The organism is Pseudomonas sp. O230 (assembly GCF_045447035.1).
In the GTDB taxonomy this organism is placed as follows: Bacteria; Pseudomonadota; Gammaproteobacteria; order Pseudomonadales; family Pseudomonadaceae; genus Aquipseudomonas.
Genome location: NZ_JBJGXN010000006.1, coordinates 403,108 through 428,868 on the forward strand (window position 1 = coordinate 403,108; position 25,761 = coordinate 428,868).

Genomic DNA, 25,761 nt, shown 5'->3' on the forward strand with positions numbered 1-25,761 from the left:
GTAGGAGCTGGCTTGCCAGCGATGGGGCCGTCGAGTTCTACGTTGCCCTTGAGGCCGCCATCGCTGGCAAGCCAGCTCCTACAAGGGACCGGGGCGAGATTGAAGTTTCCGGCCGCAGGCACACAGCGTGAATTTTCCAGGAGGACCGCATGCGCACGATTCTTTTCAGCAGCCAGACCTACGACCGCGAGAGTTTTCTCGGCGCCGACCTCCCCGACGGCATCGAGCTGCACTTTCAATCGGCTCGACTAAGCCTCGACACAGTAGCGCTGGCGGACCATCACGAAGTGGTCTGCGCCTTCATCAATGACGACCTCAGCGCCACGGTACTCGAACGCCTGGCGGCGGGCGGCACCCGTCTGATTGCCCTGCGTTCTGCCGGTTATAACCATGTCGACCTGGCGGTGGCGAAGCGGCTGGGTTTATCGATCGTGCGGGTTCCGGCCTACTCGCCCCACGCGGTCGCCGAGCACGCAGTGGCGCTGATTCTGGCGCTCAATCGACATCTGCACCGCGCCTACAACCGCACCCGCGAAGGCGACTTCAGCCTCCACGGGCTGACGGGTTTCGACCTGGTAGGCAAAACGGTCGGTGTGGTCGGCACCGGGCAAATCGGCGCGACCTTCGCGAAAATCATGAACGGTTTCGGCTGTCAGCTACTGGCCTACGACCCTTACCCCAATCCGCAGGTCGAAGCCCTCGGCGCACGTTATCTGAGTTTGCCCGAGCTGCTGGCCGAATCGCAGATCATCAGCCTGCATTGTCCGCTCAATGAGCACAGCAAACACCTGATCAACCGCGAGTCACTGGCGCACATGCAAGCCGGCGCCATGCTGATCAACACCGGTCGCGGCGGACTGGTGGACACGCCGGCGCTGATCGACGCGCTGAAGGACGGCCAACTCGGTTATCTGGGACTGGATGTGTATGAAGAAGAGGCGCAGCTGTTCTTCGAGGACCGTTCCGATCTGCCACTGCAGGACGATGTGCTGGCGCGCCTGCTGACTTTCCCGAACGTGATCGTCACCGCGCACCAGGCCTTCCTGACCCGTGAAGCCCTGGGCGCGATTGCCGCGACGACGTTGCAGAACATTGCAGCCTGGGCGGCCGGCACGCCGCAGAATCGGGTCGAGGGCTGACCGGATCAGGCCTTGGACAAAAGGATCATCAAGGCCAGCCAGCCAAAACCGAGCAAGCGCTGTCCCACTGAATGCCCACGACGCAGCAGGAACCAGACAAAGAACGGCGGCAGAAAGAAAATCATCAGTTTCAGCCAGAGTTCTACCGGACGCGGACCATTGAGCGTCGGCGCAGTAACCTGAGTCTCGACATCGGTTTTGCGTTTACGCCCGAACGCGGCCGGAGTCACCCTGGGCACGCTTTCATTGCACGGTAACCGCCCGAAAGAAAGCCCTGCCGACGCAGGCTCTGCCGTCGAAGTGGTCGCTTGCGCCCTTCCTGCTGGCGCACCGCAATGAATGCAGGCAGGCGCTGTTGAACTGATGCGTTGCTTGCACTCAAAACATTCGATTAACGCCATGTCCCTTCCTTAGAAACGCAAAAGCGGCAGTTTGCCATGAGTTGCCAGGTCATTTGAACCTGATCGAAGGTCATCTGCTTGCGCAATGCTGCGTGCAGGCCCGTGCTAGCATACCGCGCATATTTGGAGGACCCATGGTCGAACACGATTTTCGCTATAGCCTGATGAACCCGCAACACACCCTCACCGAATGCCGTGCCCTCGTGCCGGGGCGTTATCAAGTCACCGGCAACGGTGGCTCGATTCGTAACAACGACGTGCTGGTAGTGACCCTTAAAGGCAGCAAGGACTTGTCCATGCGCCTGACCGTCGAAACCGTTCGCCATTTGATCAACCCGCCCGGTCAATGGGTGGCGGTGGCCAGTGGTCCGATGTTCGGTGAACTGGCGATCCACACCTGGAAAGTCAACTGCGACAGCTGCGCCAAAGAGCTGAGCTTCGAGTTTGCGGTCGATGCCAAACTGGGTAACAAGGCTGAAAAGCCTGCCGCCACCGCGCGGATCGCCGAGTTGGGCTGGACCGCCATCGGCGAAAAGCACCTGTGCCCGAAATGCCAGGAGCCTGCGTGATGAAACGCCTTGCTCTGACCGCAATGGTCGGCGCCAGCCTGCTGGGCTGCGCCGCCGAGCCGGTCCAATTGCAGCAGAACCGCAGCTACATCCTGGAATGGATCGGCGAACGCCCGCTGATGGATTACAGCCACCTGACCATCACCCTCGGCGAAGACGGCCGGGCCTACGGTAACGGTGGCTGCAACCACTGGTTCGCGCCGTACACGCTCGAAGGCGACAGGCTGAGTTTCGGCAAGGTCGGCAGCACTCGCAAACTGTGCGCACCAGCGTTGATGGAGCAGGAAAAACGCTTCCTCCAGGCCCTGGAAAACGTGCAGCGCTGGGATGTTTCACCGATCGACCAGATGCGCTTCTGGCCGGAGCAAGGCAAGCCGTTGCGTTGGTGGCTTGAAGAGGGTTAACCCTCATACCTTTGTAGGAGCTGGCTTGCCGGCGATGGTGGCGGACCCATCAACATTGATGGTGTCTGACACACCGCTATCGCCGGCAAGCGGGCTCCTACGGGTCCGCGTATCAATTCGTCGCTTTTAACGCCTCAAGCTTCGCCATTACCCCCGCCGCCGTCTGTTCACCCATCAACTGTTCCCGCACCTTGCCCTTGTTGTCGATGATGTACGTCACCGGCAACGCCTCGCTGCGCGGCAGTTCGAACAACTCCGCCGGATCCGAGGCCAATACGGTGAACTTGATCCCCAGTTTCTCACTGGCGCTTTTCAGCTCTTCACCTTGCACGTTGTCGAAATTGACCCCGAACACTCCGATCTTCTTGGCCTTCAACTGCTCGGCCAGCCCGTTCAGTTCCGGGATCTCAGTCCGGCACGGACCGCACCATTCGGCCCAGTAATTGAGCACCAGCCATTGTTTGTCCAGACGTTCGGCAGCGACTTTATGGCCGTTCTGATCGATGCCATAGTCGTTGCCGCAGCCCCCCAGCATCAGCGAACCGATGATCGCCAATGCCGCTGCCAGTCGCCTTGTCATGTCGTGATCCTTGTTCAAAATTGAATGCGCCTGCGACCCATCGCCTCCCAAGGTTCTGGATTACGCGCTGCACAGTTAGAATAGCCGCCACCTTACGCAAGATGCGACCCGCACATGACCGATCTGACGCTTTATCACAACCCGCGCTGCTCGAAATCCCGCGGTGCGCTCGAACTGCTCGAAGCCCGGGGCCTGACCCCGACCGTGGTGCGCTACCTGGAAACGCCGCTGAACGCCGCGCAACTCCAGAGCCTGCTGAGTAAACTCGGGATCGGCGCCCGGCAATTGCTGCGCACCGGTGAGGACGAGTACAAAACCCTCAACCTCGCCGACGCCAGTCTGAGCGAGGCGCAGTTGATCGCCGCCATCGCTGCGCACCCGAAACTGATGGAGCGACCGATTCTCGAAGTCGGCGACAAAGCCGTCATCGGCCGTCCGCCAGAGAACGTGCTGGAGTTGCTGCCGTGAGCGCGCCTTACATTCTGGTTCTGTATTACAGCCGCAGCGGCTCGACCAATGAAATGGCACGGCAGATCGCCCGTGGCGTCGAGCAGTCCGGGATGGAAGCGCGCCTGCGCACCGTGCCGGCGATCTCTACCGAATGCGAAGCGGTGTCGCCGGACATTCCGGACGAAGGCGCGCTGTACGCCAGTCTCGACGACCTGAAGAACTGCGCGGGCCTGGCACTCGGCAGTCCGACGCGCTTCGGTAACATGGCGGCACCGCTCAAGTATTTCCTCGACGGCACCAGCAACCTGTGGCTGACCGGCGCGTTGGTGGGCAAACCGGCTGGCGTGTTCACCTCCACTGCGAGCCTGCATGGCGGTCAGGAAACCACTTTGCTGTCGATGATGCTGCCGTTGCTGCACCACGGCATGCTGATCACCGGCCTGCCGTACAGCGAGTCCGCGCTGCTGGAAACCCGTGGCGGCGGTACGCCGTACGGCGCCAGTCATCACGCTGGCGCCGATGGCAAACTCGGTTTGAATGAACATGAAGTGGCGCTGTGCCGGGCCTTGGGTCTGCGGCTGGCGAAGACTGCGCAAAAGTTGGTGAGCTGACATGGCGAAGAAGCCGAAGGTACTGCCTTCCATCGAATGGCTCGAACCACGGGTTCGGGCGATGCGCGTCATTAGCCTGCTGTGCTACTTCGGCCTGGTGGGATTGCTCTGCGCTTATTACCTGGTGGTCGCCGACCTGCACGGCGCGCGACCGTGGGTGATTCTGCTGATCGAACTGGTGCCGTTGCTGTTGCTGGCGCCGGGGATGATCGTCGGCAGCGCGCGCGGGCATTCGTGGATGTGTTTTGTGGTGAACCTGTATTTCATCAAGGGCGCACTGGCGGCGTATGACCCGAACCGGCAGCTGTTCGGTTTGCTGGAGATGGGCGCAAGCCTGGCGGTGTTCTGCTCGGCATTGTTGTATGTGCGGTGGCGGTTTCAGTTGAATCGCAAACTGGCTGGCGAGGGCGAGATCTCCGTCGCCTGATATAACGCCATCGCGGGCAAGCCCGCTCCCACAGGGTTCATGTCGTTCACAAATAATGTGTTCACAGCGATCCTTGTGGGAGCGGGCTTGCCCGCGATGGGGGCCACTCGGTCTTTAATGATTGGCGGTGTACGCCAGCATCATCGAAATCTGGCTCATCGGCCGCCCGCCGCTCTCTTCATGCCACTGGTTGAACACGCCCTGCACCGTCGCCAGATCCCGCAGGCTGGTCGGCACTTTGTCGACGATCTTCTGCGCGTTCAACGCCGCCACCACGTCATAGCTCGGCACGAACGTGTCCTTGCCGACCATGCGCAAGAAGCGCGGAGCCGATAACCCGCCCAGTTGATGACCGCGTTTTTTCAGGTAGGTCCACAGCCCGACGATATCGGTCACCGGCCATTCGGCGATCAACTCACCAAAGCTGCCCTTCTCATGCGCCACGTCCAGCACGAACTGCGCATTGCGCGGCACGCTCTTGAGCTTGCCCAGGTGGCGGATGATCCGCGCGTCCTGCATCAGGCGTTCAAGGTGTTCGGCGCTCATCAGCACGACTTTTTCCGGGTCGAACTTGAAGAATACTTCCTCGAAGGCCGGCCACTTGGCGTCTACCAGGCTGTGCTTGAGCCCGGCACGGAACACGCGTAGCGCCATGGTCGAGAGGTAGCGGTCGTCGCTGATCTGGCGCAATTGCGCCGCAGTCTTGGGAACGGGCAGATGGGCTTCCAGTTCAGCTGCTGAACCGAAGCGGTTCAGACAGTATTCGTGCAGCCACTTGTAATCGCGCATGCCCTCTCCTGAGGTAAAGAACAACCTGTGGGAGTCAGAGGTTGACTACGTTGACGAACCGCGACATCGCGGTTTCGTCGATCCGCAGATTGGTGAAGTCAAACAGGTTGCGGTCCGCCAATTGCGACGGGATCACGTTCTGCAAGCTGCGGAAAATGCTTTCGGTACGGCCCGGCGTCTTGCGCTCCCACTCTTGCAGCATGTCCTTGACCACCTGACGCTGCAGGTTTTCCTGGGAGCCGCAGAGGTTGCACGGGATGATCGGGAATTGCTTGAGGTCCGAGTAGGCCTGAATGTCTTTTTCGTTGCAGTAGGCCAGCGGGCGGATCACCACGTTGCGGCCGTCGTCGGCGCGCAGCTTGGGCGGCATGGCCTTGAGCGAACCGTTGAAGAACATGTTGAGGAAAAATGTTTCAACGATGTCGTCGCGGTGGTGACCGAGGGCCATTTTGGTCGCGCCGATTTCGTCGGCGAAGGTGTAGAGCGTGCCGCGACGCAGGCGTGAGCACAGTGAGCAGGTGGTCTTGCCTTCCGGAATCAGTTCCTTGACCACCGAATAGGTGTCTTTCTCGACGATGTGGTACTCGACGCCCAAGGTTTTCAGGTAAGCCGGCAGCACGTCTTCAGGGAAACCCGGCTGCTTCTGGTCCATGTTCACGGCCACGATCTCGAACTTGATCGGGGCGACTTTCTGCAAATGCATCAGCACGTCGAGCATGGTGTAGCTGTCTTTTCCACCGGACAGGCAGACCATGACCTTGTCGCCGTCTTCAATCATGTTGAAATCGGCAACAGCCTCGCCGGCCTGTCGGCGAAGGCGCTTTTGCAGTTTGTTCTGGTTGACCGTGAGAGTGCCCATGACGCGGAATCCGTGAGGTGTGACGAGAGGCCGGCATTTTACGCAAAAACCCAGCGCCGGCGAAGTACCCGCTCCCACAGGGATTTTCGCCGACAGTCCCTGCGGCGATTAACAGGTTGGTTTACAGCGCGATTTGCTCTAAGCCCCTATCACCTGCGTGGTTAAGACCTTTCTATACTGCGACATAAGGTCGCACACATATCCAGACCTTTACTTACGTGGCCACTTTGGCCTGTAGGCGCTCCACTGGGGGGCGACGGTAAAACCAAGAGGAGTGACTGGCATGATCCATCACGTAGTGGGGCTCTTCACCCACCCCGACCAGGAATGGAAAGAAATCCGTGGCGACCAAGAGGAAAGCATCAGCCACATGTACCTGACCCACACGCTGATTCTGGCGGCGATCCCCGCCGTGTCGGCGTTTATCGGCACCACGCAGGTCGGCTGGGTGATTGGCAGCCGGGCGCCGGTGATGCTGACGCAGGAAAGCGCGCTATGGATGACGATCATGTCGTACGTGGCGATGCTCGGCGGCGTTGCCGTGATGGGCGCGTTCATCCACTGGATGGCCCGCACCTATGACGCCAACCCGAGTCTGGCCCGTTGCGTTGCGTTTGCGACCTATACCGCGACCCCGCTGTTCATTGGCGGCCTTGCGGCGCTGTACCCACACATGTGGCTGGGGATGGTCGTCGGGACGGCGGCCATTTGCTACACGGTGTACCTGCTGTATGTGGGGCTTCCTACTTTCATGAACATTCCATCTGACGAGGGATTCCTGTTTTCAAGTTCGGTGCTCGCCGTCGGTCTGGTGGTGTTGGTGGCCATCATGGCATTCACGGTTATTGTCTGGGGACTCGGCGTGGGCCCGGTCTACACGAATTAGTCACGCTCTCCACCCAAAAACAAGATCTGCCAATACAGGCCGCCGCAAGGCGGCCTTTCAATGTGGAGGTAACGACCATTCGGCGCCTGAGCGATTCGCAAGGCCTGAGCGTTGCGGCATACTCGACGTCTCTGGAGATCCATCAAGCATGCCCGAGCCACTCAATACCCGCGTCGAAGACTGTTACCAACTGGCTGAATCCTTTTTCAAACGAACCTTCAAACGCCCCGTGGTGAGCCTCAAGCTGCGCGGGCAAAAAGCCGGTGTCGCGCACTTGCACGAGAACCTGCTGCGCTTCAATCCGCAGCTGTACCGCGAAAACACCGAAGACTTCCTCAAGCAGACCGTCGCCCATGAAGTCGCGCACCTGATCGCTCATCAACTGTTTGGCGATCGCATCCAGCCGCACGGTGAAGAATGGCAACTGATCATGCGTGGCGTGTATGAACTGCCGCCCAATCGCTGCCACACCTATGACGTCAAACGCCGCAGCGTGACGCGCTACATCTACAAATGCCCGTGCGTCGACAGCGATTTCCCGTTTTCGGCGCAGCGCCATGGTTTGGTGCGGCAGGGGCGGCGGTATTTGTGTCGCCGCTGCCGCAGCACGTTGGTGTTCAGTGGCGAGATGCGGGTCGAGTAAGCTGGATTTGTGGTGCCTGTCCTGGCCCCTTCGCGAGCAAGCCCGCTCCCACATTTGAAATGCGTTCCAAAGTGGGAGCGGGCTTGCTCGCGAAGGAGCCAGAACAGGCGCTAGAGAATCACCTTGGCACGCCGCAACTCGGCAATCCGCTCAGCACTAAACCCCAACTCTTCCAACACTTGATCCGTATGCTGCCCCAGCGCCGCGCCGATATGCCGAGGCTCAGGCAACCCCTCTGAAAACTTCAACGGACACGCCATCTGCGCCTGGCTCATGCCATCCCCCCGCGGCACGTCGGTTACCAATTCCCGCGCCTGCAACTGCGGGTGCCGAACCGCCTCACCCAAGGTCAACACTGGCTCGACACACGCATCGAGTTCGGCAAACAGCGCACACAATTCGGCAAAGTCGTGTTTCTCGAATTCAGTCTGCAGCGCTTCCTTGAGCTTCTTTCGCTGGGCCGGTTGCGGCGACAGGCCCAGCGTCGCCAATTCCTCCAGCCCCAGCGCTGTGCACAGTTGCTTCATGAACGGCGGTTCCAGGCTGCCTACCGACAACCAGCGGCCATCCCGCGATCGGTAATAGTCGTAGAAGCTGCCGCCATTGAGCAACTGGTCTTCCCGACCCGGTTCGTCGCCGCAGGCCAGGTACCCGGCACCGGCCATGGCGTTCAGGCTGAACGCGCAGTCGGTCATGCTCACATCCAGATGCTGCCCCAACCCGCTTTGCTGCCGGGCGATCACCGCCGCCAGCAGGCCGATTACCCCATGCAACGAGCCGCCGGCGACATCCGCCACTTGCATGCCCAAGGGCAACGGGCCGTTGTCGGCGCGGCCGGTATAGCTCGCCAGCCCCGCCAACGCCAGGTAATTGATGTCATGGCCGGCGCGGTCCTTGTAGGGACCGGTCTGCCCGTAACCGGTGATCGACACGTAGATCAGCTTCGGATTGATCGCCTTCAGCGCTTCATAGCCCAGGCCCAGACGCTCCATCACCCCCGGGCGGAATTGCTCCAGGACGATGTCGTAGTCCTGTAACAGCTGCTTGATCACCTCCAGTGCCTCAGGCTGCTTGAGGTCAAGCGCCAGGCTGCGCTTGTTGCGATTGAGGTACGCGTGGCTGGCCGACACGCCTTGGTCATGGGGCGGCAGCACGCGCAACAGGTCCATGCGGGTCGGCGATTCGATGCGCAATACCTCGGCGCCCATGTCGGCCAATAACAGCGAGGCGAACGGCCCCGGCAACAGTGTCGAGAAATCCAGAACCTTGAGTGATGCCAATGGACCGAGCATGTGTGATCTCCAATGCGATGCCTCCAGCCTAGGCAGCCAATCGCATTGCAGCAATCACCTGATGTGTCAGCAACTGTGACCGTTACGCTCAAATGCCGGGCAAGAAAAAACCCGCCGAAGCGGGTTTTTTCATAACAACACGTGTTACTTGACGTTGCTTGGGGTTGGGCCTTCAGCCACGCCCAGGTCGTCTTCTTCACGCTCGTCGGAGATACCACGACCGCCCGAGGCCAGCTCGGCTTGCAGCACGTCGGTGTCCAGCTCTTTGACCCACTTGGCCACAACGATGGTGGCAACGGCGTTGCCGACCAGGTTGGTCAATGCACGGGCTTCGGACATGAAGCGGTCGATACCGAGGATCAGCGCCAGGCCGGCAACCGGCAGGTGGCCGACAGCGGACAGAGTAGCGGCCAGTACGATGAAGCCCGAACCGGTCACGCCAGCTGCGCCTTTGGAGGACAGCAGCAACACCACCAGCAGGGTGATCTGGTGCGTGATGTCCATGTGCGTGTCGGTTGCCTGAGCAATAAACACTGCCGCCATGGTCAGGTAGATCGCAGTACCGTCGAGGTTGAACGAATAACCGGTCGGGATCACCAGACCCACCACGGATTTCTTCGCGCCCAGACGCTCCATCTTGATCAGCATGCGTGGCAGTACCGATTCCGAGGAGGAAGTACCCAGCACAATCAGCAGCTCTTCACGGATGTAGCGAATCATTTTCAGGACGCTGAAGCCGTGAGCGCGAGCGATACCGCCCAGTACCACCAGGACGAACAGCAGGCACGTGATGTAGAAGCACGCCATCAGCTGACCCAGTTGCACCAGCGAACCGACACCGTAGGCACCGATGGTGAACGCCATGGCACCGAAGGCACCGATCGGCGCGAGCTTCATGATCATGTTGATGATGTTGAACATCACGTGGGCGAAGCGATCGATGAAGTCCAGGATCGGCTTGCCGTAGGCACCCAGGCGATGCAGGGCGAAACCGAAGATCACCGAGAACATCAGCACTTGCAGGATGTCACCCGTGGCGAACGCGCCGACGATGGTGGACGGGATCACGTTCAGCAGGAAGCCAACCACGCTTTGATCAGCACCGGCCGCGACATAGGCCGCCACTTTCGAGGCATCCAGCGTGCTCACGTCGATGTGCATGCCGTTGCCCGGCTGGACGATGTTGACCACCAGCAGGCCGACCAGCAACGCGATAGTCGAAACGATTTCGAAGTAGAGCAGCGCGTAACCGCCGGTCTTGCCGACCGACTTCATGTTCTGCATGCCGGCGATACCGCTGACAACGGTGCAGAAGATGATAGGGGCGATGATCATTTTGATCAGTTTGATGAACCCGTCACCCAGCGGCTTGAGGGCTACACCGGTCTGCGGGTAGAAGTGACCAAGCAGGATGCCGATGGCGATGGCAACGATCACCTGGAAATACAGGGATTTGTACAGTGGCTGACGAGTCGTCATTGCAAAGTTCCTCAAGAGTGCCCGGTGACAACATCCATCTGTTGCCCACGACACCTGAATTGCGAACCCTCCTGCACTGGAGGGATTTGTTTTTTCGAGCTGCGCGACGGCAGGCATCTGCTCGTCACATCGCAAGCGGCGTGCCACCTTTGCCAAATCCCTTGCGAGCCTTTTGACATCAGGGGTTACAGGTTCACCGTGCCATGGACGCCTTACCAAACGGTGGCGGGTTTCCGCCCATCCGCCAAACCTCGTCCTGCAATTTGGCGGATATCCGCCTTGTTCATCCTTAGGCAGCATGCCTACCATCCGCCGTCCAATGACGGATTTGCCTGTTATGCGCGAACGCACCATCGCCAGTCATTTCGCCCGTGCCGTCCTTGGTGGCGCGCGCCGCCTGGGTTACGACTGTTCAGACCTGCTGCAACAACTCGGTATCAGCCCGGAGTTGCTCGATGAACCACGGGCGCGAATCGCGCCTGAGCAGTTCACCCGATTGATTCAGGGATTGTGGCTGGCACTCGACGATGAGTACCTCGGCTTCGGGCCGGTGCCGAGCAAAACCGGCAGCTTCGCGATGATGTGCCACGCCGTGATTCACTGCCGCAATCTGGAGAAGGCGCTGCATCGCGGGTTATTGTTTTATAGCCTATTCCCCGGCGGTCCGCGTCTGACCCTGACCCGCGAAGACGAAATGATCCGCCTGAGCCTGGACGATTCGAAGTTTCAGGACCCCGACCATTTCCTCACCGAAAGCCAATTGATGGTCTGGCATCGCCTCGGCAGCTGGCTGATCGGCCAACGCATTCGTCTGGAACAGGCCACTTTCAGCTACCCGAGACCCGAACACGGCGCCGAATACGAGTTGCTGTTCCCCTGCCCGATGGAGTTTTGCGCGTCGCAGAGCAGCCTGCTGTTCCACAGTCGCTACCTGAACATGCCGCTGTTGCAGGACGAGCGGACCCTCAAGCATTTCCTCGAACGCTCCCCCGCCGACCTGTTGTCGCGCCCGGACGACGGCGACAGCCTGAGCAGTCAGTTGCGCCGTTTGCTCAGCCGCGACAGTGCGCGCTGGCCGGACCTGGAAGCGGTGGCCGCGCACCTGCACATCAGCCCGCAGACGTTACGCCGGCATTTGCGCGAAGAGGGTTCGAGTTTTCAGGAATTGAAGGATCAGTTGCGCCGCGACATTGCGATTTATCACCTGGGACGCGCGGACCTGTCGTTGCAACAGATCGCTGAACAGCTGGGGTTTTCCGAACCTTCGGCGTTTCATCGGGCGTTCAAGAAGTGGACCGGGCTGACGCCTGGCGCTTATCGCGCGCAGGAAAATTGAACCTGTAGGAGCCAGGCTTGCCGGCGATGGCGATTTCATGGACGCCATCGCCGGCAAGCCGGCTCCCACAGGGATCTCTGCGAACGCAGAATTTGTGACCGACGATAAAACCTGTGGGAGCGGGCTCGCCCGCGATGGGGCCCGAAAGAACGCTAAAGAATTCAGATCAAACCACCGGAAAATGAATCCGGAACGCCGCCCCGCCCATCGGCGAATCGCCCAGGGTCAGCTTCGCGTTGTAACTCTCAATGATGTCCTTGACCACCGCCAGCCCTATGCCCTGCCCCGGATGCTGACGGTCCAGCCGTTCGCCGCGCTGCAGAATCCGCGCACGCTGATCCGGCGGGACACCCGGCCCGTCATCCTCGACGCACAACTCGACGCCGCTGAGGGTTTCGCGCGCGCTGATGCGCACTTCGCCGAGGCACAGGCGATAGGCGTTTTCCAGCAGGTTGCCCAGCATTTCCAGCAAGGCGCCCTGCTCGATCGGCACGTAGCATTGCTCCGGCAGATCGAAGGCCACTCGTACGCGTTTGTCGCGGTAGACCTTGTCCAGTGTGTCGCAGAGGCTTTGCAGCACCGGCCGCAGACGCACCTGATGGCGCACCAGGCCGCTTTTGCGCAGGCTGGCGCGCTGCAACTGATAGCTGATCTGTTGGCTCATGCGCTCGATCTGGGTTTGCAGCACCCAGGCCTGATCGCGATCCGCCGGGCGTTGCGCCATGTCTTCGCTTACGCCTTGCAACACCGTCAACGGGGTTTTCAGGCTGTGCGCCAGGTCGTCGAGGGAATCCCGATAACGGCTGCGCTGTTCGCGCTCGCTGTGCAGCAAGCGGTTGAGCGAGCCGGTCAGGCGCAACAGTTCACGCGGGTGCTGTTCGCTGAGGCTTTCGCGGGTGCCGCTTTCGATTTCGTCGAGTTCCTGACTGAGCCGGCGCAATGCCTGCAAGCCCCAGGTCAGACCGATCCACAACAATGCCAGCAGCACCAATAACGCGGCACCGAAACCCAGATAGAGATTTTCCCGCAGGCCTTCGAGGGTGACTTCGTACTCGCGCACCGGTTGCAGTGCGACGATGCTGAACGCCGCGCTTTTGCCGCCGAGCAGCTTGACTTCAACGTCATAGACGAAGAATTCCTGGCCGCTGGCTTCGCGGATCCTCGCGAACTCGTTACCGCGCCCGTCGTAACGCGGTTTGTAATTGATGTCCTCTTGCTGGGTGCCCTTCGAGCGCCAGACCAGGTGACCTTCGCGGTCGTAGATGTAGCCGAGCAAACGGCTGTCGGTGAGGTTGAAGCGCTCATCGGGCAATTGCGCCGGCATTTGCAAGCGGTTGCCCTCGACCCGGGCGGCGGAGATCAACGTGGTGACGTCCGACGCCAGGCGCTGTTCGATGGAATCCTGCAACGCCAGGCTGAACGCGCCCTGCATTGCCGGCAGCAACGCCAACATGAACAACACCGCCAGGATCGTGGCGGCGAGCATCAAGCGGACACGAAGCGAACGAATCAAGTGCAGCGCTCATTGAACAGGTAGCCGAGGCCGCGCACGGTGTCGATCGGCTTGAAGCCGGCCGGGCCTTCGAGTTTGCGGCGCAAGCGGCCGACCAGCACTTCGATCACGTTCGGATCGCGCTCCTCGTCATCCGGGTAGAGCTGCTCCATCAAGCGATCCTTGGCCACCACTTGCTGGTGATGGCGCATCAGGTATTCGAGGATTCGGTACTCGTACGCGGTCAGCGCCAGCGGTTGTTCATCGAGGGACGCCTGTTTGCGATTGAGGTCGAGCAACAGCGGCCCGGCGACGATGGTCGACTGGGTGAAACCGCTGGAACGACGCAGCAAGGCATTCAGGCGCGCATCCAGCTCTTCGAACTGGAACGGCTTGACCACGTAATCGTCGGCGCCGGCGGCGAGGCCTTCGACCTTGTCCTGCCAGTTGCCGCGCGCGGTCAGGATCAGGATCGGGAAGGCCTTGCCCCGCGAGCGCAGTTGACGGATCAGGTCGAGCCCGCCCATGCCCGGCAGGCCGAGGTCGATAACTGCCAGGTCGTGGTTGAACTGCTCGGTCTGGTACAGCGCCTCCTCGGCGTTGGCCACGGCCTCGACCACGTGGCCACTGTCCGTCAGGCGGGTTTGCAGGTGATGGCGCAACAGCGCTTCATCTTCGACGACCAGCAATTTCATAACGCTCTCCCGGGCAAATCAACCTCTGCTGAGGTGCAACGGCGTAGTTCAAGACAGATCATAGCGGCCCATGAGGTCCTCCTGACGGAGTTTAATGCCATTGTGAGAGACCGACACGTTGGCGTAAGTGGCGCAGTAATCGGCCTGGTGGTTCGGTTGGCCCAACTGCGCCCCCCAGGCACTGTCATGACTGACCACGCCGTTGGTGCTGAGGCTGTGCAGGACGAGGGACTTTTTCGGTCTCTCGCCGGTCTTCCCAAGAGCAAGGCTGGCGACATTATCGTCGGCAGCGAACGCCACGGTGCTCGCGCTCAAAACGGTGAATGCCAGCAGCAGGTTTTTAAAGCCAGTCATTGGGAGTGTCCTCATGCGCAGATGCTTTGGGTACGAAGCTAAATTACGCAGCGGCCCCTGAACTCCCCCTGAACGCACTCTGAACCTGAGCTGAACCAGATCGACTAGGCTGTGTTGACGACTTTTTTGCAGGAGATCCGACCATGCGTGTATTCCTTGCCCTGTTTTTGCTGGCCGTGAGCGGGCTCAGCCAGGCGACCATCAAGGCTCAGGAAATTCCCTACCAGAGCCCCGACGGCACGAAATTGATCGGGTATTACGCTTACGACGACGCGGTCAAAGGCCCCCGCCCCGGCATTGTGGTGGTGCATGAATGGTGGGGCCTCAACGACTACGCCAAGCGCCGCGCCCGCGACCTCGCCGGTCTGGGCTACAGCGCCCTGGCCATTGACATGTATGGCGACGGCAAAAACACCGAACATCCCAAGGACGCCATGGCTTTCATGCAAGCGGCGATGAAAGACAGCGACGCGGCCGGTGCGCGGTTTCAGGCCGGGCTGGACCTGCTGAAGAAACAGCCGCAAACCGATCCGGAAAAAATCGCTGCGATTGGCTACTGCTTCGGTGGCGGCGTGGTGCTGAATGCGGCACGTCAGGGCTTGCCGCTGGCGGGCGTGGTGAGTTTCCACGGGGCGCTGGCGACCAAGACCCCGGCGACACCGGGCAGCGTGAAAGCGAAAATCCTGGTTGAGCATGGTGCGCTGGACAGCATGGTCACGGCGGAGAACGTCGCGGCGTTCAAGAGCGAGATGGACAAGGCCGGGGCCGACTATCGATTCGTCAGCCTCGAAGGCGCCAAACATGGGTTCAGTAATCCGGACGCGGATCGCTTGAGCCATGGCGATCATGGCGGACCGGATATTGGTTACAACAAAGCGGCGGATGAAAAATCGTGGGCGGATATGCAGGCGTTTTTCAAAAAGATTTTTAGCTAGGCAATCGGACCCAGGCGCGGGCTGATGTCAGGACTACCCAGCACGAAGGCAACCCGGCAAAATGCCCGACATGAATCACGTCCCCGCCCTGCCCGCCTGCTGCACCCCACTCGATGCCCATTGGCCACTGCCGTTCGTGCTGCCCGATACGGTGCTACTGAGCACGCACTTCGATCCTTCGCACCTGGCCGTCGATGACTTTCAACGCAGCGCCATCGAGCCACCCGCGACCATCCAGCGTTCGGTCGCCAAGCGTCAGGCCGAGTTTCTCGCCGGCCGGGTTTGCGCCCGCGCCGCGTTACAGCAATTGGAGGGGCTGAGTTTTATCCCGGCCATTGGCGAAGACCGGGCGCCGGTCTGGCCCGCGCACATCTGCGGTTCAATCACCCACAGCACCGGCCGGGCGGCGGCGATTGTCGCGCAGAAAACCCACTGGCGTGGCTTAGGGATGGACCTGGAAAACCTGCTCAACCCAGAACGGGCCGAGCGCCTGGCCGGGGAAATTCTCACCCCGCCCGAGTTACAGCGCATGGTCGCAGGCCGTCACGATCAATTGGCGCTGCGGGTGACACTGACGTTTTCGGTGAAGGAAAGCCTGTTCAAGGCGCTGTATCCGATTGTTCAGCAGCGCTTCTACTTCGAGCATGCCGAGGTGCTGGAGTGGACCGAGCGCGGGGAGGTGCGACTTCGCTTACTGACCGACCTGTCCAGCGAATGGCGCCATGGCACCGAGCTGGATGCGCAGTTTGGGGTCAAGGATGGGCAATTGTTGAGTCTGGTCAGTATCAAGGCTTGAGGATTTGCGGTGCACGGTTTGGCCTCATCGCGGGCAAGCCCGCTCCCACAGGTTCATTGGTGTTCATAGATTTTGTGTACGACACGGACACCGTGGGAGCGGCGGTGCGACGATTCGACTTGCCCGCGATGAGGCCATCCCAGATAACGAGGGTCTCAGCGCTTCTCCTGATTGCGCGGCCAACTCAGGCTAAAGCAAGCCCCGCCCAGGCTCTTGCTCTTGCTGATCAACGCCCGTCCGTCATGCCAGTGGATGATTCGCCGCACGATCGACAGCCCCAATCCATGCCCGCCCGAAGCACGTGTTCGGCTGTCATCGAGGCGCAGGAACGGCGTAAAGATTTTCTCCCACGCCGATTCCGGCACACCCGGCCCGTCATCCTCGATGTCGACCCGACACCGCTGCTGCCCGACCTGATAGCTGACGGTCACCCGCGATGAGGCATGGCGCATGGCGTTGCTCACCAGGTTCTGGATCGCCCGGTGCAGGTAACGGGGCTCGGCCTCGACCCAGGCGTCATCGCAATCGGCAGCCGAGAGGCACAAACCACGCTGCACCGTGACGTCAGCGCGCAACGGCGCCAATTCTTCGATTACCTGATTGACCAACGCATCCAGGTCGATCCGCTGGAAATTCAGCGCCGGCGAACCCTGTTCCAGCCGCGCGTAAGTCAGCATCTCGTCGACCAGCCGATCAAGGTCTTCAATGTCGTGGTCCATGCCCTCGCGATACTTCTCCAGCGCCTGCGGCGTGGTGGCCGAGCCGATCATCTCCAGGCCAAAACGCAGGCGCGCCACGGGCGTGCGCAATTCGTGGGACACCGCGCGGACCAGTTCACGCTGAATCGCCAGCAACTGCTGCAGGTGTTCGGCCATGCCGTTGAACGCAGAGGCCAGGCGCCCCACCGAGTCGGCGCCGCGCGCCGGCACACGGGTTTCCAGGCTACCTTTGGCGATGCGCGTGGCGGCCGCTTCGAGCCCGCGCAAGCGGCGCTCCAGTTGCCGCACCAAGAGATAGACGATCAACCCGATCAGGCTCAAGCCCAGGGCCGCGATCAGCACCAGCCACTCCGGCGGGTAAGGATTCATCTGATACAACGGACCGATTTCCAGCACCCACGGCGTGCCGACCATGCCGGCAAACACCCGGATCGAATCGCCGCCCTTGCCCAGCGCCATCACCGTATCGCCTTCGGCCACCCGGCGGCTCTGGTCTTCGTCCATGTCCGCTTCGCCGACCGTGACCAGCCGCAAGTCGAAACCAAACCCCTTGTCCTCTTTCAACTGCGCCAGACGCTTGGGCTGCTCGGCCACCGGCACGCGCACCAGCTCATCGGCGAGCAGATAAATGGTCGCGCGTGCCAGCTGCTCGCTGATCTGCTGCACCTCCCCCGTGAGCACCAGTTGCTCCTTGTCGCTGATCAGTCGATAGACCTTCGCCGCGTGCGGACCGGTCTGCTCCACCAGCGCCTGACCGCGCAGCACGCGGGTGCGCTGGGTCAGATCGAGGTCGGTCTGGGCGAAGGTCTTCAGCGCCAACGGAATACCAAGCAGGCGCTCCCACACCAGCAAGGCGCGATGACGCTGGGTTTCATTCATCGGTTGCAGGTTGTCGGCCATCAGCGAGAACGTGCCGTGGGCCAGGCGCTCGCGGTATTGCTCGCTGCGCACCTGGTTGAGCAAGTGCAAGGCCAGCACGCCGAGCACTGCCACCAGAATCAGCGCCGCGCACATGCCGCCATAGATACGAAGGAAGATCGAATTCACAGCGAAGGGTCTACGCAGGCTTCCGGCACGAACAGGTAGCCCTTGCTGCGGATGGTTTTGATCAGTCGCGGATGGTCCGGGTCATCGCCGATTTTCGGCCGAATGCGCGAGATACGCACGTCGATGGAGCGGTCCTGGCCGTCATAGCCGATGCCGCGCAGCGCGGTGAAAATCTCTTCACGAGAGAGGATGCGCCCGGCATTGGCCACCAACAGCCAGAGCAGGTCGAACTCGGCGCTGGTCAACTCGATGCCGTTGTCATGCAGCCAGGCTTCACGCAAGGCGTTGTCGACCACCAGCGGGCCGAACTGCAGGCGCCGTTGTTTTTCCGGGACGCTTTCAGGCGCTTCGCTACGCCGCAACAAGGCCTGGATACGCGCCAGCAGCAGACGCGGGCGAACCGGTTTGCAGACGTAGTCGTCGGCGCCCAGGTCGAGGCCGAGAATCTGATCGGTGTCGTCGGTGCGCGCGGTGAGCATCAGGATCGGCCCGTCGTACTTGTCGCGGACCTTGCGGCAAATGCTCAAGCCGTCTTCGCCCGGCAGCATCAGGTCGAGGATCACCAGGTCCGGTTTCTCCTTGATGATGCGCGCGGCCGCCAGGGCGCCGTTGCCTTCGATCGATACGCGCAGGCCGTTGGCTTCCAGGTATTCGCGGGTCAGTTCGGCCAGACGCTGGTCGTCTTCCACAATCAATACCTGCCAGGCTTCTTGCTCCACGGTGACCTCTGCTTGCCAACAACACTTATAAGGAAGGATCCGCCCGTCTTTTTGTAATGATTGGGGAGGATAAGAATGCGTAACCATCGGCCGATTGTATAAACGTCGTTCGTCGAGAACACAAGCTGGCAAATGCGTTCGGACAACCCGGTTTTTTGTGATAGGGTTCGCGCCCTTAAAAATCCGGATGACTGTTTTCAATCGCTGAAAATCAGCGAAAAACGGTCCGCTCCAGCTAGGTCGCGGCCTACACGCTCGTTCCACCTTTCACACACAATTTACGCACAGGTTTATCCACAGGTAGTACGTTGCAACACCCTCCAAAACGCATTATCTTGTACCCCGGCGCGAAAAAAACCCTACATGTAGGGTTTTACGCCAAAAACCAAACACAAACCGGACACCGATTTCAAGCGCTTTTATTGCCTCTTTCCGGTTGAACCAAACGTATTTTCGAAAGACCAAACCGCGCGTGCGGATGGCTACTGTTTTTGAGCCGGAAACGGCGTTAACGGTACGGGTGTTGCAGTCGATTACTGTCACCCAAAAGGATCCTGGTGTCAGGCTCAAGGCCTGGGACCAAAGACTTCGGCATGGAAGCGGCGCCCCAATAGCCCCCTTCCTGATCTGTCCCGAAGTTGGTATGCCCGGCCCCGCCGGTTGTAGTGCTTCAGGACGGAACGGTGGGCACCGTGATGGTGCCCAAACAAACATAGAGAATGTGGAGACAACCCCCCATGCAAACCGACACAACTCGCGAGAACCCGCAGGGCACCTTGCCGCAGGCCGCTGATTCGACTTCGGATCTGTCCGCCACCGCGCCTGGCCAACTGCGCGTGATCAAGCGTAACGGCACTGTCGTTCCTTACACCGATGACAAAATCACCGTCGCGATCACCAAAGCGTTTCTCGCAGTTGAAGGCGGCACCGCTGCCGCTTCGTCGCGAATCCATGACACCGTTGCCCGCCTGACCGAACAAGTCACCGCGACCTTCAAGCGTCGCATGCCATCGGGCGGCACCATCCACATCGAAGAAATCCAGGACCAGGTCGAACTGGCCCTGATGCGTGCCGGCGAGCAGAAAGTGGCTCGCGACTACGTGATCTACCGTGACGGTCGCTCGAAACAGCGCGCTGCCCACGCCCCGGCAGAAGAAGCGGTCAACGCGCACCCGTCGATCCGCATCACCCGCGCCGACGGCACTTTTGCCCCGCTGGACATGGGTCGCCTGAACACCATCGTCACCGAAGCGTGCGAAGGCCTGGAAGAAGTCGACGGCGACCTGATCCAGCGCGAAACCCTGAAAAACCTGTACGACGGCGTGGCCCTGACCGACGTCAACACCGCCCTGGTGATGACCGCCCGTACCCTGGTCGAGCGTGAGCCGAACTACTCGTTCGTGACCGCCCGCCTGCTGATGGACACCCTGCGTGCCGAAGGCCTGAGCTTCCTGGAAGTCGCTGAAAGCGCGACCCACCACGAAATGGTCGACCTGTACGCCAAGGCCTTGCCTGCCTACATCGCCAAGGGTATCGAATTCGAATTGCTGAACCCGGTCCTGGCCACCTTCGACCTGGAAAAACTCGGCAAGGCGATCAACCACGAGCGCGATCAGCAGTTCACTTACCTGGGCCTGCAAACCCTGTATGACCGTTACTTCATCCACAAGGACGGTATCCGCTTCGAACTGCCGCAGATCTTCTTCATGCGCGTGGCCATGGGCCTGGCGATCGAAGAGAAGAACAAGGAAGACCGTGCGATCGAGTTCTACAACCTGTTGTCGTCCTTCGACTACATGTCCTCGACCCCGACCCTGTTCAACGCCGGCACCCTGCGTCCACAGCTGTCCAGCTGCTACCTGACCACCGTGCCGGATGACCTGTCGGGCATTTACCACGCGATCCACGACAACGCCATGTTGTCCAAATTCGCCGGTGGCCTGGGCAACGACTGGACCCCGGTTCGTGCACTGGGTTCTTACATCAAGGGCACCAACGGCAAATCCCAGGGCGTCGTACCGTTCCTGAAAGTGGTGAACGACACCGCCGTTGCCGTCAACCAGGGTGGCAAGCGCAAGGGCGCTGTGTGTGCCTACCTGGAAACCTGGCACATGGACATCGAAGAGTTCATCGAGCTGCGCAAGAACACCGGTGATGATCGTCGTCGTACCCACGACATGAACACCGCCAACTGGATCCCTGACCTGTTCATGAAGCGCGTCTTCGATGACGGCCCATGGACCCTGTTCTCGCCCTCCGAAGTACCGGATCTGCACGACCTGACCGGCAAGGCCTTCGAAGAGCGTTACGAGTACTACGAAGCCCTGTCCCAGTACCCGGGCAAGATCAAGCTGTTCAAGACCATCCAGGCCAAAGACCTGTGGCGCAAAATGCTGTCCATGCTGTTTGAAACCGGCCACCCATGGCTGACCTTCAAAGACCCGTGCAACCTGCGCAGCCCGCAACAGCACGTCGGCGTGGTCCACAGCTCGAACCTGTGCACCGAGATCACCTTGAACACCAACAAGGATGAGATCGCTGTTTGCAACCTGGGCTCGATCAACCTGCCGAACCACATCGTCAACGGCAAGCTGGACACCGCCAAGCTGGAACGCACCGTGAACACCGCAGTCCGCATGCTCGATAACGTAATCGACATCAACTACTACTCGGTGCCACAAGCGAAGAACTCCAACTTCAAGCACCGTCCGGTCGGCCTGGGCATCATGGGCTTCCAGGACGCGCTGTACCTGCAGCACATTCCTTACGGTTCCGACGCTGCCGTCGAGTTCGCCGACAAGTCGATGGAAGCGGTCAGCTACTACGCGATCCAGGCGTCCTGCGACCTGGCCGACGAACGTGGCGCGTACGAGACATTCCAGGGTTCGCTGTGGTCCAAAGGCATCCTGCCACTGGATTCGCAACAGATCCTGATCGAGCAACGTGGCCAGAAGTACATCGACGTTGACCTGAACGAATCCCTGGACTGGGCACCGGTTCGCGCCCGTGTACAGAAAGGCATTCGTAACTCCAACATCATGGCCATCGCACCGACCGCGACCATCGCCAACATCACCGGCGTATCGCAGTCGATCGAACCGACCTACCAGAACCTCTATGTGAAATCGAACCTGTCGGGCGAATTCACCGTGATCAACCCGTACCTGGTTCGCGACCTCAAGGCTCGCGGTCTGTGGGACTCGGTCATGATCAACGACCTGAAGTACTACGACGGCTCGGTTCAACAGATCGAGCGCATCCCGCAAGAACTCAAAGAGCTCTACGCGACTGCCTTCGAAGTGGACACCAAGTGGATCGTTGACGCGGCCAGCCGTCGTCAGAAGTGGATCGACCAGGCTCAATCGCTGAACCTGTACATCGCTGGCGCCTCGGGCAAGAAACTGGACGTGACCTACCGCATGGCCTGGTACCGTGGCCTGAAAACCACTTACTACCTCCGTGCCCTGGCCGCGACCAGCACCGAGAAGTCGACCATCAACACCGGCAAGCTGAACGCTGTTTCCAGCGGCGGCAACCACGGTGAAGATTCGGTCCTGGCAGCACCCGCCGGCCCTGCTCCAGTGCCGAAGGCTTGCGCCATCGACGAGCCGGATTGCGAAGCTTGCCAATAAGCTGAGCCGGTAGGCGCTGAAAGCGCGCTTACTCGACAACCCCCGATCAGTCCTCTGGATTGGTCGGGGGTTTTCTTTTGCCCGGAGGAATGTGCTGCCTCGTCTGACGCCATCGCGGGCAAGCCCGCTCCCACAGGAACTGCGCCGCTCACGGAACGATACAAAACCCTGTGGGAGCGTGGCTTGCCCGCGAAGAGGCCCGACCTGACGACACAAAATCCTGCACCCGAGACAAATCCCGGGCATAAAAAAACCCCTCTTGCGAGGGGTTCTTTTTGCAGCAATCAGCCAACCAACATCAGGTCATCTGAATGATGGTCTGCATGATGGTGCTTTGAGTCGAGATGGTCTTGGCGTTCGCCTGGTAGTTGCTCTGCGCCTTGATCAGGTCGACCAGTTCATTGGTCAGGTTGACGTTGGACTCTTCCAGGGAGTTGGAGTGGATCTCGCCCAGGGTACCGGTGTTCGGCGCGTCGTAACCCGGGATACCCGACGAGTAGGTTTCTTTCCAACTGGTGCCGCCTACTGGCTGCAGGCCTTGCTCATTGGTGAAGCTGGCGAGCGAGATCTGGCCGATAGCCTTGGTCTGGCTGTTGCTGAAGTTGGCCAGCATCACACCGCTGCCATCGATGGTCAGGTTGGTGATCTGGCCGGTGGCGTAGCCGTTCTGCGTAGGAATCGAACGTGCGGTGTCGGCGTTGTACTGCGAGGTTTTGGCCATGGAGATCGTAACGACGCCGGAAGTAGCGCCGTTCGCTGCCCACACGCCATTGGTCACGGTACCTGGAATCCAGCCGGTGACCTTCAGGTCAGGGCTGACGATCGGCGCCGGAACGGCCGGTGTGGTGACCGAAACCAGATTGCCCGAGGTATCGAACACCATGGTCGAAGCAACCGGCGGGTTCAACGGAACTGCGGTAGGACTAGGGTCGCTGCCATTCGGGTTGCGACCATCAATCAGGGTGTAGGTTTTCCAGGTGTTCGCGCCCGTCTTGACCATGTACTGGTCCATGACGTGCTTGTTACCCTGAGTGTCGTAAATCGGGGTACTGAACTGCTTGGTGAAGGAGGCTTCTTTGCTTGGGTCGAACGGGGTGGCAACCTGATCGATAACCGGTGCAGTGGAGTTCAGGTTGATCGTCGACGACACCGTGGAGGTGTTTTTTGGCGCCAGGTTCGAAGTATCGATACGCAGGTCGGTCAACACGCCGTTGATGATCTTGCCGTTAGCGTCCACGCCGTAACCTTGCAGACGCGCAGTGCCATCGCTGTTAGTGACGTAACCGTCCTTGTCGACCTTGAACGTGCCGGCACGGGTGTAGGACAGCGAGCCGTTGTCGTTCAGCACGAAGAAGCCGGAACCGTTGATGCCCATGTCCAGCACGTTGCCGGTGTTGTTGACGTCGCCCTGGGTGAACTGCTGGGAAACGTTGGCCAGGCGTACACCGTTACCGATGGTTTTGCTGCCGGAACCCAGCTTGGTCGCCGAGTAAACGTCCGAGAATTCCGCACGGGACGATTTGAAACCGGTGGTCGCGACGTTGGCGATGTTGTTGCCGGTCACGTCCAGTTGCTTGTTGGCTGCATAGAGACCGCTAAGGCCGATATTGAAAGACATATTCCACTCCTTTGTGCCGTGTTAGTCGGCTCTACATACCAATGGTTTGTACTTTGGACAGGGCAATGCTGCCCAGCCCGGCAAGGTTAAGCATCAACTCACCGCCGGTCTGGCTGATGGTGACGCTGTTGACCGTTGCCGGCAGGTACGTCACCAGCGAGGTTGCCTTGCCGTCGTAAGTTGCGGTGGCGCCGAAGGTATACGTGCCCGCCTTGGCCACTTCGCCGGCATCGTTCTTGCCGTCCCAGATGAAGCTGGCGGTGCCGGCTTTCTGGCTGCCCAGGTTGATGGTACGGATGACCTTGCCGTCGGCATCGGTGATGCTGACTTTCACCGGGTCCACCGATGCAGGCACCGCGATGGTCCCGGTGAAGCTCTTGGTGGTATCGACCACGGCTTTGCTACCCGGCGCGATGACCGAACGCCCCACCAGCGACGAAGCCTGCAAGGCCTGGGACGAGTTGTAGTTGCTGGCCAGACCACTCACGGTAGTGTTGAGCGTAGTGATGCCTTCCAGGCTGCTGAATTGCGCCAGCTGGGCAACGAACGCGCCGTTGTCCTGTGGCTCCAGCGGGTTCTGGTTCTTCAGTTGTGTCACCAGCAACTGCAGGAACGCGTCCTTGCCCAGAGCCTTTTTGCCGGTGGCGCTGTTCGTGGCGGACGCCAGGCCGTCGGCACTGGTGTTGGTCTTGATCGAGGAGTTGGCCAGGATGTCTTTGAGGCTAAGGCCACTGGTGGTATCGGTAACACTCATCTGAGTCGCCCCTTATCACTGACCGAGGGTCAGGACCTTCTGCATCATTGTTTTGGCGGTGTTCATCATTTCGGCGTTGGTCTGGAACGAACGGCTCGCGGAAATCATGTCGGCCATTTCTTCCACCACGTTGACGTTCGGGTAGTAGACGTAGCCCTTGGCGTCGGCCGCCGGGTGGTTCGGCTCATAGCGCGCTTCCAGATTGCTCTGGTCTTCGACTACGCCCAACACTTGCACGCCTTGACCGGCCGCCTCCTGGTTCTGGAACAACGAATCGCTGCCGCCGCTCTGCCCGCCCTGGAACATGGTGGCGAACACCGGGTGACGCGCACGGTAGGTCTGGTCGATGCTCGACGAGACAGTCTCGGCGTTAGCGATGTTCGAGGCCACGGTGTTCAAGCGCGTGGTTTGCGCACTCATGCCGCTACCGGCAATGTTGAAAACACTGGATAGGGACATGACTTACTCTCCGCGAAGGGCTGACATCAGCCCTTTGAATTTGCTGTTGAGCAGGGTGAAGCTGGCCTGGAAGTTGATCGCGTTTTCCGCGTAGTTCGACTGTTCCAGTTGAGCGTCCACGGTGTTCTGGTCGATCGACGGTTGCATCGGCGTGCGATACAGCAGCGACTCGTCGCCATTGCCCATGCCTTCGGCTTCGATATGACGGTTGTTGGTCATGTTCAAGGCGAACGAGCCGCTCTTGGTTTTCTCGTTCTGCTCGGCGAGCACTTTCGAGAAGTCCAGATCCCGAGCCTTGTAGTTCGGGGTGTCGGCGTTGGCAATGTTGTTGGCCAGGACTTCGGCACGCTGAGCGCGGAAGCCCAGGGCTTGTTCGTGGATACCGAGCGCTTTATCGAAGCTGATGCTCATGTCGGGAAACCTTCGGGTGACCTGATTTTTCGTACGATGGACATAGCAAGCGGCGTGCCAATTCAAAAAAGCCCGTAAACCGGGGCTTTGCGGGCAGAGGCAAAGCGGCAATGCCAGAAAAGCGGCAACGGGTTTCCGCCGTCTGCCGCTTTTCTGCCGCTTTTTTCAAGGCAATACCTTTCCCTGTGGGAGCCGGGCTTGCCCGCGATGGCGGTGTGTCAGTCACCTCAACTTTGCGAGTAACACCGCAATCGCGGGCAAGCCC

The 25,761-nt window shown here is 60.3% G+C and carries 27 protein-coding genes; 12 read left to right on the top strand and 15 right to left on the bottom strand.

The window, feature by feature from the left end:
• Positions 1-149 precede the first annotated feature (149 nt).
• Positions 150-1,139 carry a 2-hydroxyacid dehydrogenase gene (locus ACI77H_RS15465; RefSeq protein WP_407012644.1) on the top strand — a complete coding sequence of 330 codons (990 nt, stop codon included), beginning with the start codon at positions 150-152 and terminating at the stop codon, positions 1,137-1,139.
• A gap of 5 nt (positions 1,140-1,144) precedes the next feature.
• Here ACI77H_RS15465 and ACI77H_RS15470 read toward each other — a convergent pair whose 3' ends face one another.
• Positions 1,145-1,540: a hypothetical protein gene (locus ACI77H_RS15470; protein WP_407012645.1), complete on the bottom strand. Its 396-nt coding sequence runs from the start codon at positions 1,538-1,540 to the stop codon at positions 1,145-1,147.
• Between the two features lie 134 nt (positions 1,541-1,674).
• Between ACI77H_RS15470 and ACI77H_RS15475 the strand changes: the two genes are divergently transcribed.
• Entirely contained in the window at positions 1,675-2,109 is a 435-nt protein-coding gene (locus tag ACI77H_RS15475) for a hypothetical protein (RefSeq protein WP_407012646.1), read from the top strand.
• Positions 2,109-2,513, top strand: coding sequence for an META domain-containing protein (locus ACI77H_RS15480; RefSeq protein WP_407012647.1), 405 nt, complete (start codon positions 2,109-2,111; stop codon positions 2,511-2,513). Before ACI77H_RS15475 ends, ACI77H_RS15480 begins: the two co-directional genes overlap by 1 nt.
• Before the next feature lie 112 nt (positions 2,514-2,625).
• Here ACI77H_RS15480 and ACI77H_RS15485 read toward each other — a convergent pair whose 3' ends face one another.
• Entirely contained in the window at positions 2,626-3,093 is a 468-nt protein-coding gene (locus tag ACI77H_RS15485; protein WP_407012648.1) for a TlpA disulfide reductase family protein, read from the bottom strand.
• Positions 3,094-3,207: 114 nt separating this feature from the next.
• Between ACI77H_RS15485 and arsC the strand changes: the two genes are divergently transcribed.
• The 3 genes from arsC to ACI77H_RS15500 are packed head-to-tail and all read left to right on the top strand — an operon-like array spanning position 3,208 to position 4,581.
• A complete protein-coding gene (gene arsC / locus ACI77H_RS15490) occupies positions 3,208-3,561 on the top strand; it encodes an arsenate reductase (glutaredoxin) (RefSeq protein ID WP_407012649.1) in 354 nt (117 codons plus the stop codon).
• Complete coding sequence (gene wrbA, locus ACI77H_RS15495; protein ID WP_150634163.1) at positions 3,558-4,154, top strand: NAD(P)H:quinone oxidoreductase; 597 nt, start codon at positions 3,558-3,560, stop codon at positions 4,152-4,154. Before arsC ends, wrbA begins: the two co-directional genes overlap by 4 nt.
• A 1-nt stretch (position 4,155) precedes the next feature.
• A complete protein-coding gene (locus ACI77H_RS15500) occupies positions 4,156-4,581 on the top strand; it encodes a DUF2069 domain-containing protein (protein ID WP_407012650.1) in 426 nt (141 codons plus the stop codon).
• 114 nt (positions 4,582-4,695) lie between these two features.
• On the opposite strand, the gene ACI77H_RS15505 is transcribed toward ACI77H_RS15500, so the two are convergent.
• Together ACI77H_RS15505 and ttcA are read right to left on the bottom strand one after the other, a co-directional pair.
• Complete coding sequence (locus tag ACI77H_RS15505; RefSeq protein ID WP_407012651.1) at positions 4,696-5,370, bottom strand: DNA-3-methyladenine glycosylase I; 675 nt, start codon at positions 5,368-5,370, stop codon at positions 4,696-4,698.
• A 34-nt stretch (positions 5,371-5,404) separates the two neighbouring features.
• Complete coding sequence (ttcA, locus tag ACI77H_RS15510; RefSeq protein WP_407012652.1) at positions 5,405-6,229, bottom strand: tRNA 2-thiocytidine(32) synthetase TtcA; 825 nt, start codon at positions 6,227-6,229, stop codon at positions 5,405-5,407.
• Positions 6,230-6,512: 283 nt separating this feature from the next.
• Between ttcA and ACI77H_RS15515 the strand changes: the two genes are divergently transcribed.
• Together ACI77H_RS15515 and ACI77H_RS15520 are read left to right on the top strand one after the other, a co-directional pair.
• The gene (locus ACI77H_RS15515; RefSeq protein ID WP_150633350.1) at positions 6,513-7,115 is read left to right on the top strand and encodes a Yip1 family protein; all 603 of its coding nucleotides are present in this window, start codon (positions 6,513-6,515) and stop codon (positions 7,113-7,115) included.
• 148 nt (positions 7,116-7,263) lie between these two features.
• Complete coding sequence (locus tag ACI77H_RS15520) at positions 7,264-7,758, top strand: SprT family zinc-dependent metalloprotease (RefSeq protein WP_407012653.1); 495 nt, start codon at positions 7,264-7,266, stop codon at positions 7,756-7,758.
• 110 nt (positions 7,759-7,868) lie between these two features.
• Here ACI77H_RS15520 and ACI77H_RS15525 read toward each other — a convergent pair whose 3' ends face one another.
• Together ACI77H_RS15525 and ACI77H_RS15530 are read right to left on the bottom strand one after the other, a co-directional pair.
• Positions 7,869-9,050, bottom strand: a complete 1,182-nt coding sequence (locus ACI77H_RS15525) for a CaiB/BaiF CoA transferase family protein (RefSeq protein WP_407012654.1) — start codon at positions 9,048-9,050, stop codon at positions 7,869-7,871.
• Positions 9,051-9,194: 144 nt separating this feature from the next.
• Positions 9,195-10,529 carry a dicarboxylate/amino acid:cation symporter gene (locus tag ACI77H_RS15530; protein WP_407012655.1) on the bottom strand — a complete coding sequence of 445 codons (1,335 nt, stop codon included), beginning with the start codon at positions 10,527-10,529 and terminating at the stop codon, positions 9,195-9,197.
• A 337-nt stretch (positions 10,530-10,866) separates the two neighbouring features.
• Between ACI77H_RS15530 and ACI77H_RS15535 the strand changes: the two genes are divergently transcribed.
• Positions 10,867-11,865 (top strand): AraC family transcriptional regulator, encoded by a 999-nt coding sequence (locus ACI77H_RS15535; protein ID WP_407012656.1) that lies wholly within the window; start codon positions 10,867-10,869, stop codon positions 11,863-11,865.
• A 166-nt stretch (positions 11,866-12,031) separates the two neighbouring features.
• Here the strand turns inward: ACI77H_RS15535 and ACI77H_RS15540 are convergent, their stop codons facing one another.
• Genes ACI77H_RS15540 through ACI77H_RS15550 form a run of 3 tightly spaced genes read right to left on the bottom strand, consistent with a single transcriptional unit; the run spans position 12,032 to position 14,406 of the window.
• The gene (locus tag ACI77H_RS15540; protein WP_407012657.1) at positions 12,032-13,378 is read right to left on the bottom strand and encodes an ATP-binding protein; all 1,347 of its coding nucleotides are present in this window, start codon (positions 13,376-13,378) and stop codon (positions 12,032-12,034) included.
• Positions 13,375-14,052, bottom strand: coding sequence for a response regulator (locus tag ACI77H_RS15545; protein WP_407012658.1), 678 nt, complete (start codon positions 14,050-14,052; stop codon positions 13,375-13,377). The genes ACI77H_RS15540 and ACI77H_RS15545 overlap by 4 nt, the downstream gene beginning before the upstream one ends.
• A 48-nt stretch (positions 14,053-14,100) precedes the next feature.
• A complete protein-coding gene (locus ACI77H_RS15550; RefSeq protein ID WP_407012659.1) occupies positions 14,101-14,406 on the bottom strand; it encodes a hypothetical protein in 306 nt (101 codons plus the stop codon).
• Positions 14,407-14,549: 143 nt separating this feature from the next.
• Here ACI77H_RS15550 and ACI77H_RS15555 point away from each other — a divergent pair, with 143 nt between their 5' ends.
• Complete coding sequence (locus tag ACI77H_RS15555; RefSeq protein WP_407012660.1) at positions 14,550-15,341, top strand: dienelactone hydrolase family protein; 792 nt, start codon at positions 14,550-14,552, stop codon at positions 15,339-15,341.
• Positions 15,342-15,411: 70 nt separating this feature from the next.
• Positions 15,412-16,137: a 4'-phosphopantetheinyl transferase gene (locus ACI77H_RS15560; RefSeq protein WP_407012661.1), complete on the top strand. Its 726-nt coding sequence runs from the start codon at positions 15,412-15,414 to the stop codon at positions 16,135-16,137.
• 155 nt (positions 16,138-16,292) lie between these two features.
• Here ACI77H_RS15560 and ACI77H_RS15565 read toward each other — a convergent pair whose 3' ends face one another.
• Together ACI77H_RS15565 and ACI77H_RS15570 are read right to left on the bottom strand one after the other, a co-directional pair.
• Positions 16,293-17,903 (bottom strand): ATP-binding protein, encoded by a 1,611-nt coding sequence (locus ACI77H_RS15565; RefSeq protein WP_407012662.1) that lies wholly within the window; start codon positions 17,901-17,903, stop codon positions 16,293-16,295.
• Positions 17,900-18,622, bottom strand: coding sequence for a response regulator (locus tag ACI77H_RS15570; RefSeq protein WP_407012663.1), 723 nt, complete (start codon positions 18,620-18,622; stop codon positions 17,900-17,902). Before ACI77H_RS15570 ends, ACI77H_RS15565 begins: the two co-directional genes overlap by 4 nt.
• Before the next feature lie 737 nt (positions 18,623-19,359).
• Between ACI77H_RS15570 and ACI77H_RS15575 the strand changes: the two genes are divergently transcribed.
• Complete coding sequence (locus tag ACI77H_RS15575) at positions 19,360-22,254, top strand: ribonucleoside-diphosphate reductase subunit alpha (RefSeq protein ID WP_407012664.1); 2,895 nt, start codon at positions 19,360-19,362, stop codon at positions 22,252-22,254.
• Between the two features lie 298 nt (positions 22,255-22,552).
• Here the strand turns inward: ACI77H_RS15575 and flgE are convergent, their stop codons facing one another.
• From flgE to flgB, 4 genes are read right to left on the bottom strand one after another with little or no spacing between them, the layout of a single operon-like run.
• Positions 22,553-23,872 carry a flagellar hook protein FlgE gene (gene flgE / locus ACI77H_RS15580; RefSeq protein WP_407012665.1) on the bottom strand — a complete coding sequence of 440 codons (1,320 nt, stop codon included), beginning with the start codon at positions 23,870-23,872 and terminating at the stop codon, positions 22,553-22,555.
• Between the two features lie 31 nt (positions 23,873-23,903).
• Entirely contained in the window at positions 23,904-24,626 is a 723-nt protein-coding gene (gene flgD, locus ACI77H_RS15585) for a flagellar hook assembly protein FlgD (protein ID WP_407012666.1), read from the bottom strand.
• A 15-nt stretch (positions 24,627-24,641) separates the two neighbouring features.
• Positions 24,642-25,085 (bottom strand): flagellar basal body rod protein FlgC, encoded by a 444-nt coding sequence (flgC, locus tag ACI77H_RS15590; RefSeq protein WP_096509466.1) that lies wholly within the window; start codon positions 25,083-25,085, stop codon positions 24,642-24,644.
• Positions 25,086-25,088: 3 nt separating this feature from the next.
• The gene (flgB, locus tag ACI77H_RS15595; RefSeq protein WP_407012667.1) at positions 25,089-25,496 is read right to left on the bottom strand and encodes a flagellar basal body rod protein FlgB; all 408 of its coding nucleotides are present in this window, start codon (positions 25,494-25,496) and stop codon (positions 25,089-25,091) included.
• Positions 25,497-25,761: the final 265 nt, after the last annotated feature.

What these genes read in the sequence shown, in the direction of transcription:
- ACI77H_RS15465 (WP_407012644.1), top strand. Translation starts at nt 150, where the DNA reads ATGCGCACGATTCTTTTCAGCAGCCAGACCTACGACCGCGAGAGTTTT.
- ACI77H_RS15470 (WP_407012645.1), bottom strand. Translation starts at nt 1,540, where the DNA reads ATGGCGTTAATCGAATGTTTTGAGTGCAAGCAACGCATCAGTTCAACA.
- ACI77H_RS15475 (WP_407012646.1), top strand. Translation starts at nt 1,675, where the DNA reads ATGGTCGAACACGATTTTCGCTATAGCCTGATGAACCCGCAACACACC.
- ACI77H_RS15480 (WP_407012647.1), top strand. Translation starts at nt 2,109, where the DNA reads ATGAAACGCCTTGCTCTGACCGCAATGGTCGGCGCCAGCCTGCTGGGC.
- ACI77H_RS15485 (WP_407012648.1), bottom strand. Translation starts at nt 3,093, where the DNA reads ATGACAAGGCGACTGGCAGCGGCATTGGCGATCATCGGTTCGCTGATG.
- arsC (WP_407012649.1), top strand. Translation starts at nt 3,208, where the DNA reads ATGACCGATCTGACGCTTTATCACAACCCGCGCTGCTCGAAATCCCGC.
- ACI77H_RS15500 (WP_407012650.1), top strand. Translation starts at nt 4,156, where the DNA reads ATGGCGAAGAAGCCGAAGGTACTGCCTTCCATCGAATGGCTCGAACCA.
- ACI77H_RS15505 (WP_407012651.1), bottom strand. Translation starts at nt 5,370, where the DNA reads ATGCGCGATTACAAGTGGCTGCACGAATACTGTCTGAACCGCTTCGGT.
- ttcA (WP_407012652.1), bottom strand. Translation starts at nt 6,229, where the DNA reads ATGGGCACTCTCACGGTCAACCAGAACAAACTGCAAAAGCGCCTTCGC.
- ACI77H_RS15515 (WP_150633350.1), top strand. Translation starts at nt 6,513, where the DNA reads ATGATCCATCACGTAGTGGGGCTCTTCACCCACCCCGACCAGGAATGG.
- ACI77H_RS15520 (WP_407012653.1), top strand. Translation starts at nt 7,264, where the DNA reads ATGCCCGAGCCACTCAATACCCGCGTCGAAGACTGTTACCAACTGGCT.
- ACI77H_RS15525 (WP_407012654.1), bottom strand. Translation starts at nt 9,050, where the DNA reads ATGCTCGGTCCATTGGCATCACTCAAGGTTCTGGATTTCTCGACACTG.
- ACI77H_RS15530 (WP_407012655.1), bottom strand. Translation starts at nt 10,529, where the DNA reads ATGACGACTCGTCAGCCACTGTACAAATCCCTGTATTTCCAGGTGATC.
- ACI77H_RS15535 (WP_407012656.1), top strand. Translation starts at nt 10,867, where the DNA reads ATGCGCGAACGCACCATCGCCAGTCATTTCGCCCGTGCCGTCCTTGGT.
- ACI77H_RS15545 (WP_407012658.1), bottom strand. Translation starts at nt 14,052, where the DNA reads ATGAAATTGCTGGTCGTCGAAGATGAAGCGCTGTTGCGCCATCACCTG.
- ACI77H_RS15550 (WP_407012659.1), bottom strand. Translation starts at nt 14,406, where the DNA reads ATGACTGGCTTTAAAAACCTGCTGCTGGCATTCACCGTTTTGAGCGCG.
- ACI77H_RS15555 (WP_407012660.1), top strand. Translation starts at nt 14,550, where the DNA reads ATGCGTGTATTCCTTGCCCTGTTTTTGCTGGCCGTGAGCGGGCTCAGC.
- ACI77H_RS15560 (WP_407012661.1), top strand. Translation starts at nt 15,412, where the DNA reads ATGAATCACGTCCCCGCCCTGCCCGCCTGCTGCACCCCACTCGATGCC.
- ACI77H_RS15575 (WP_407012664.1), top strand. Translation starts at nt 19,360, where the DNA reads ATGCAAACCGACACAACTCGCGAGAACCCGCAGGGCACCTTGCCGCAG.
- flgE (WP_407012665.1), bottom strand. Translation starts at nt 23,872, where the DNA reads ATGTCTTTCAATATCGGCCTTAGCGGTCTCTATGCAGCCAACAAGCAA.
- flgD (WP_407012666.1), bottom strand. Translation starts at nt 24,626, where the DNA reads ATGAGTGTTACCGATACCACCAGTGGCCTTAGCCTCAAAGACATCCTG.
- flgC (WP_096509466.1), bottom strand. Translation starts at nt 25,085, where the DNA reads ATGTCCCTATCCAGTGTTTTCAACATTGCCGGTAGCGGCATGAGTGCG.
- flgB (WP_407012667.1), bottom strand. Translation starts at nt 25,496, where the DNA reads ATGAGCATCAGCTTCGATAAAGCGCTCGGTATCCACGAACAAGCCCTG.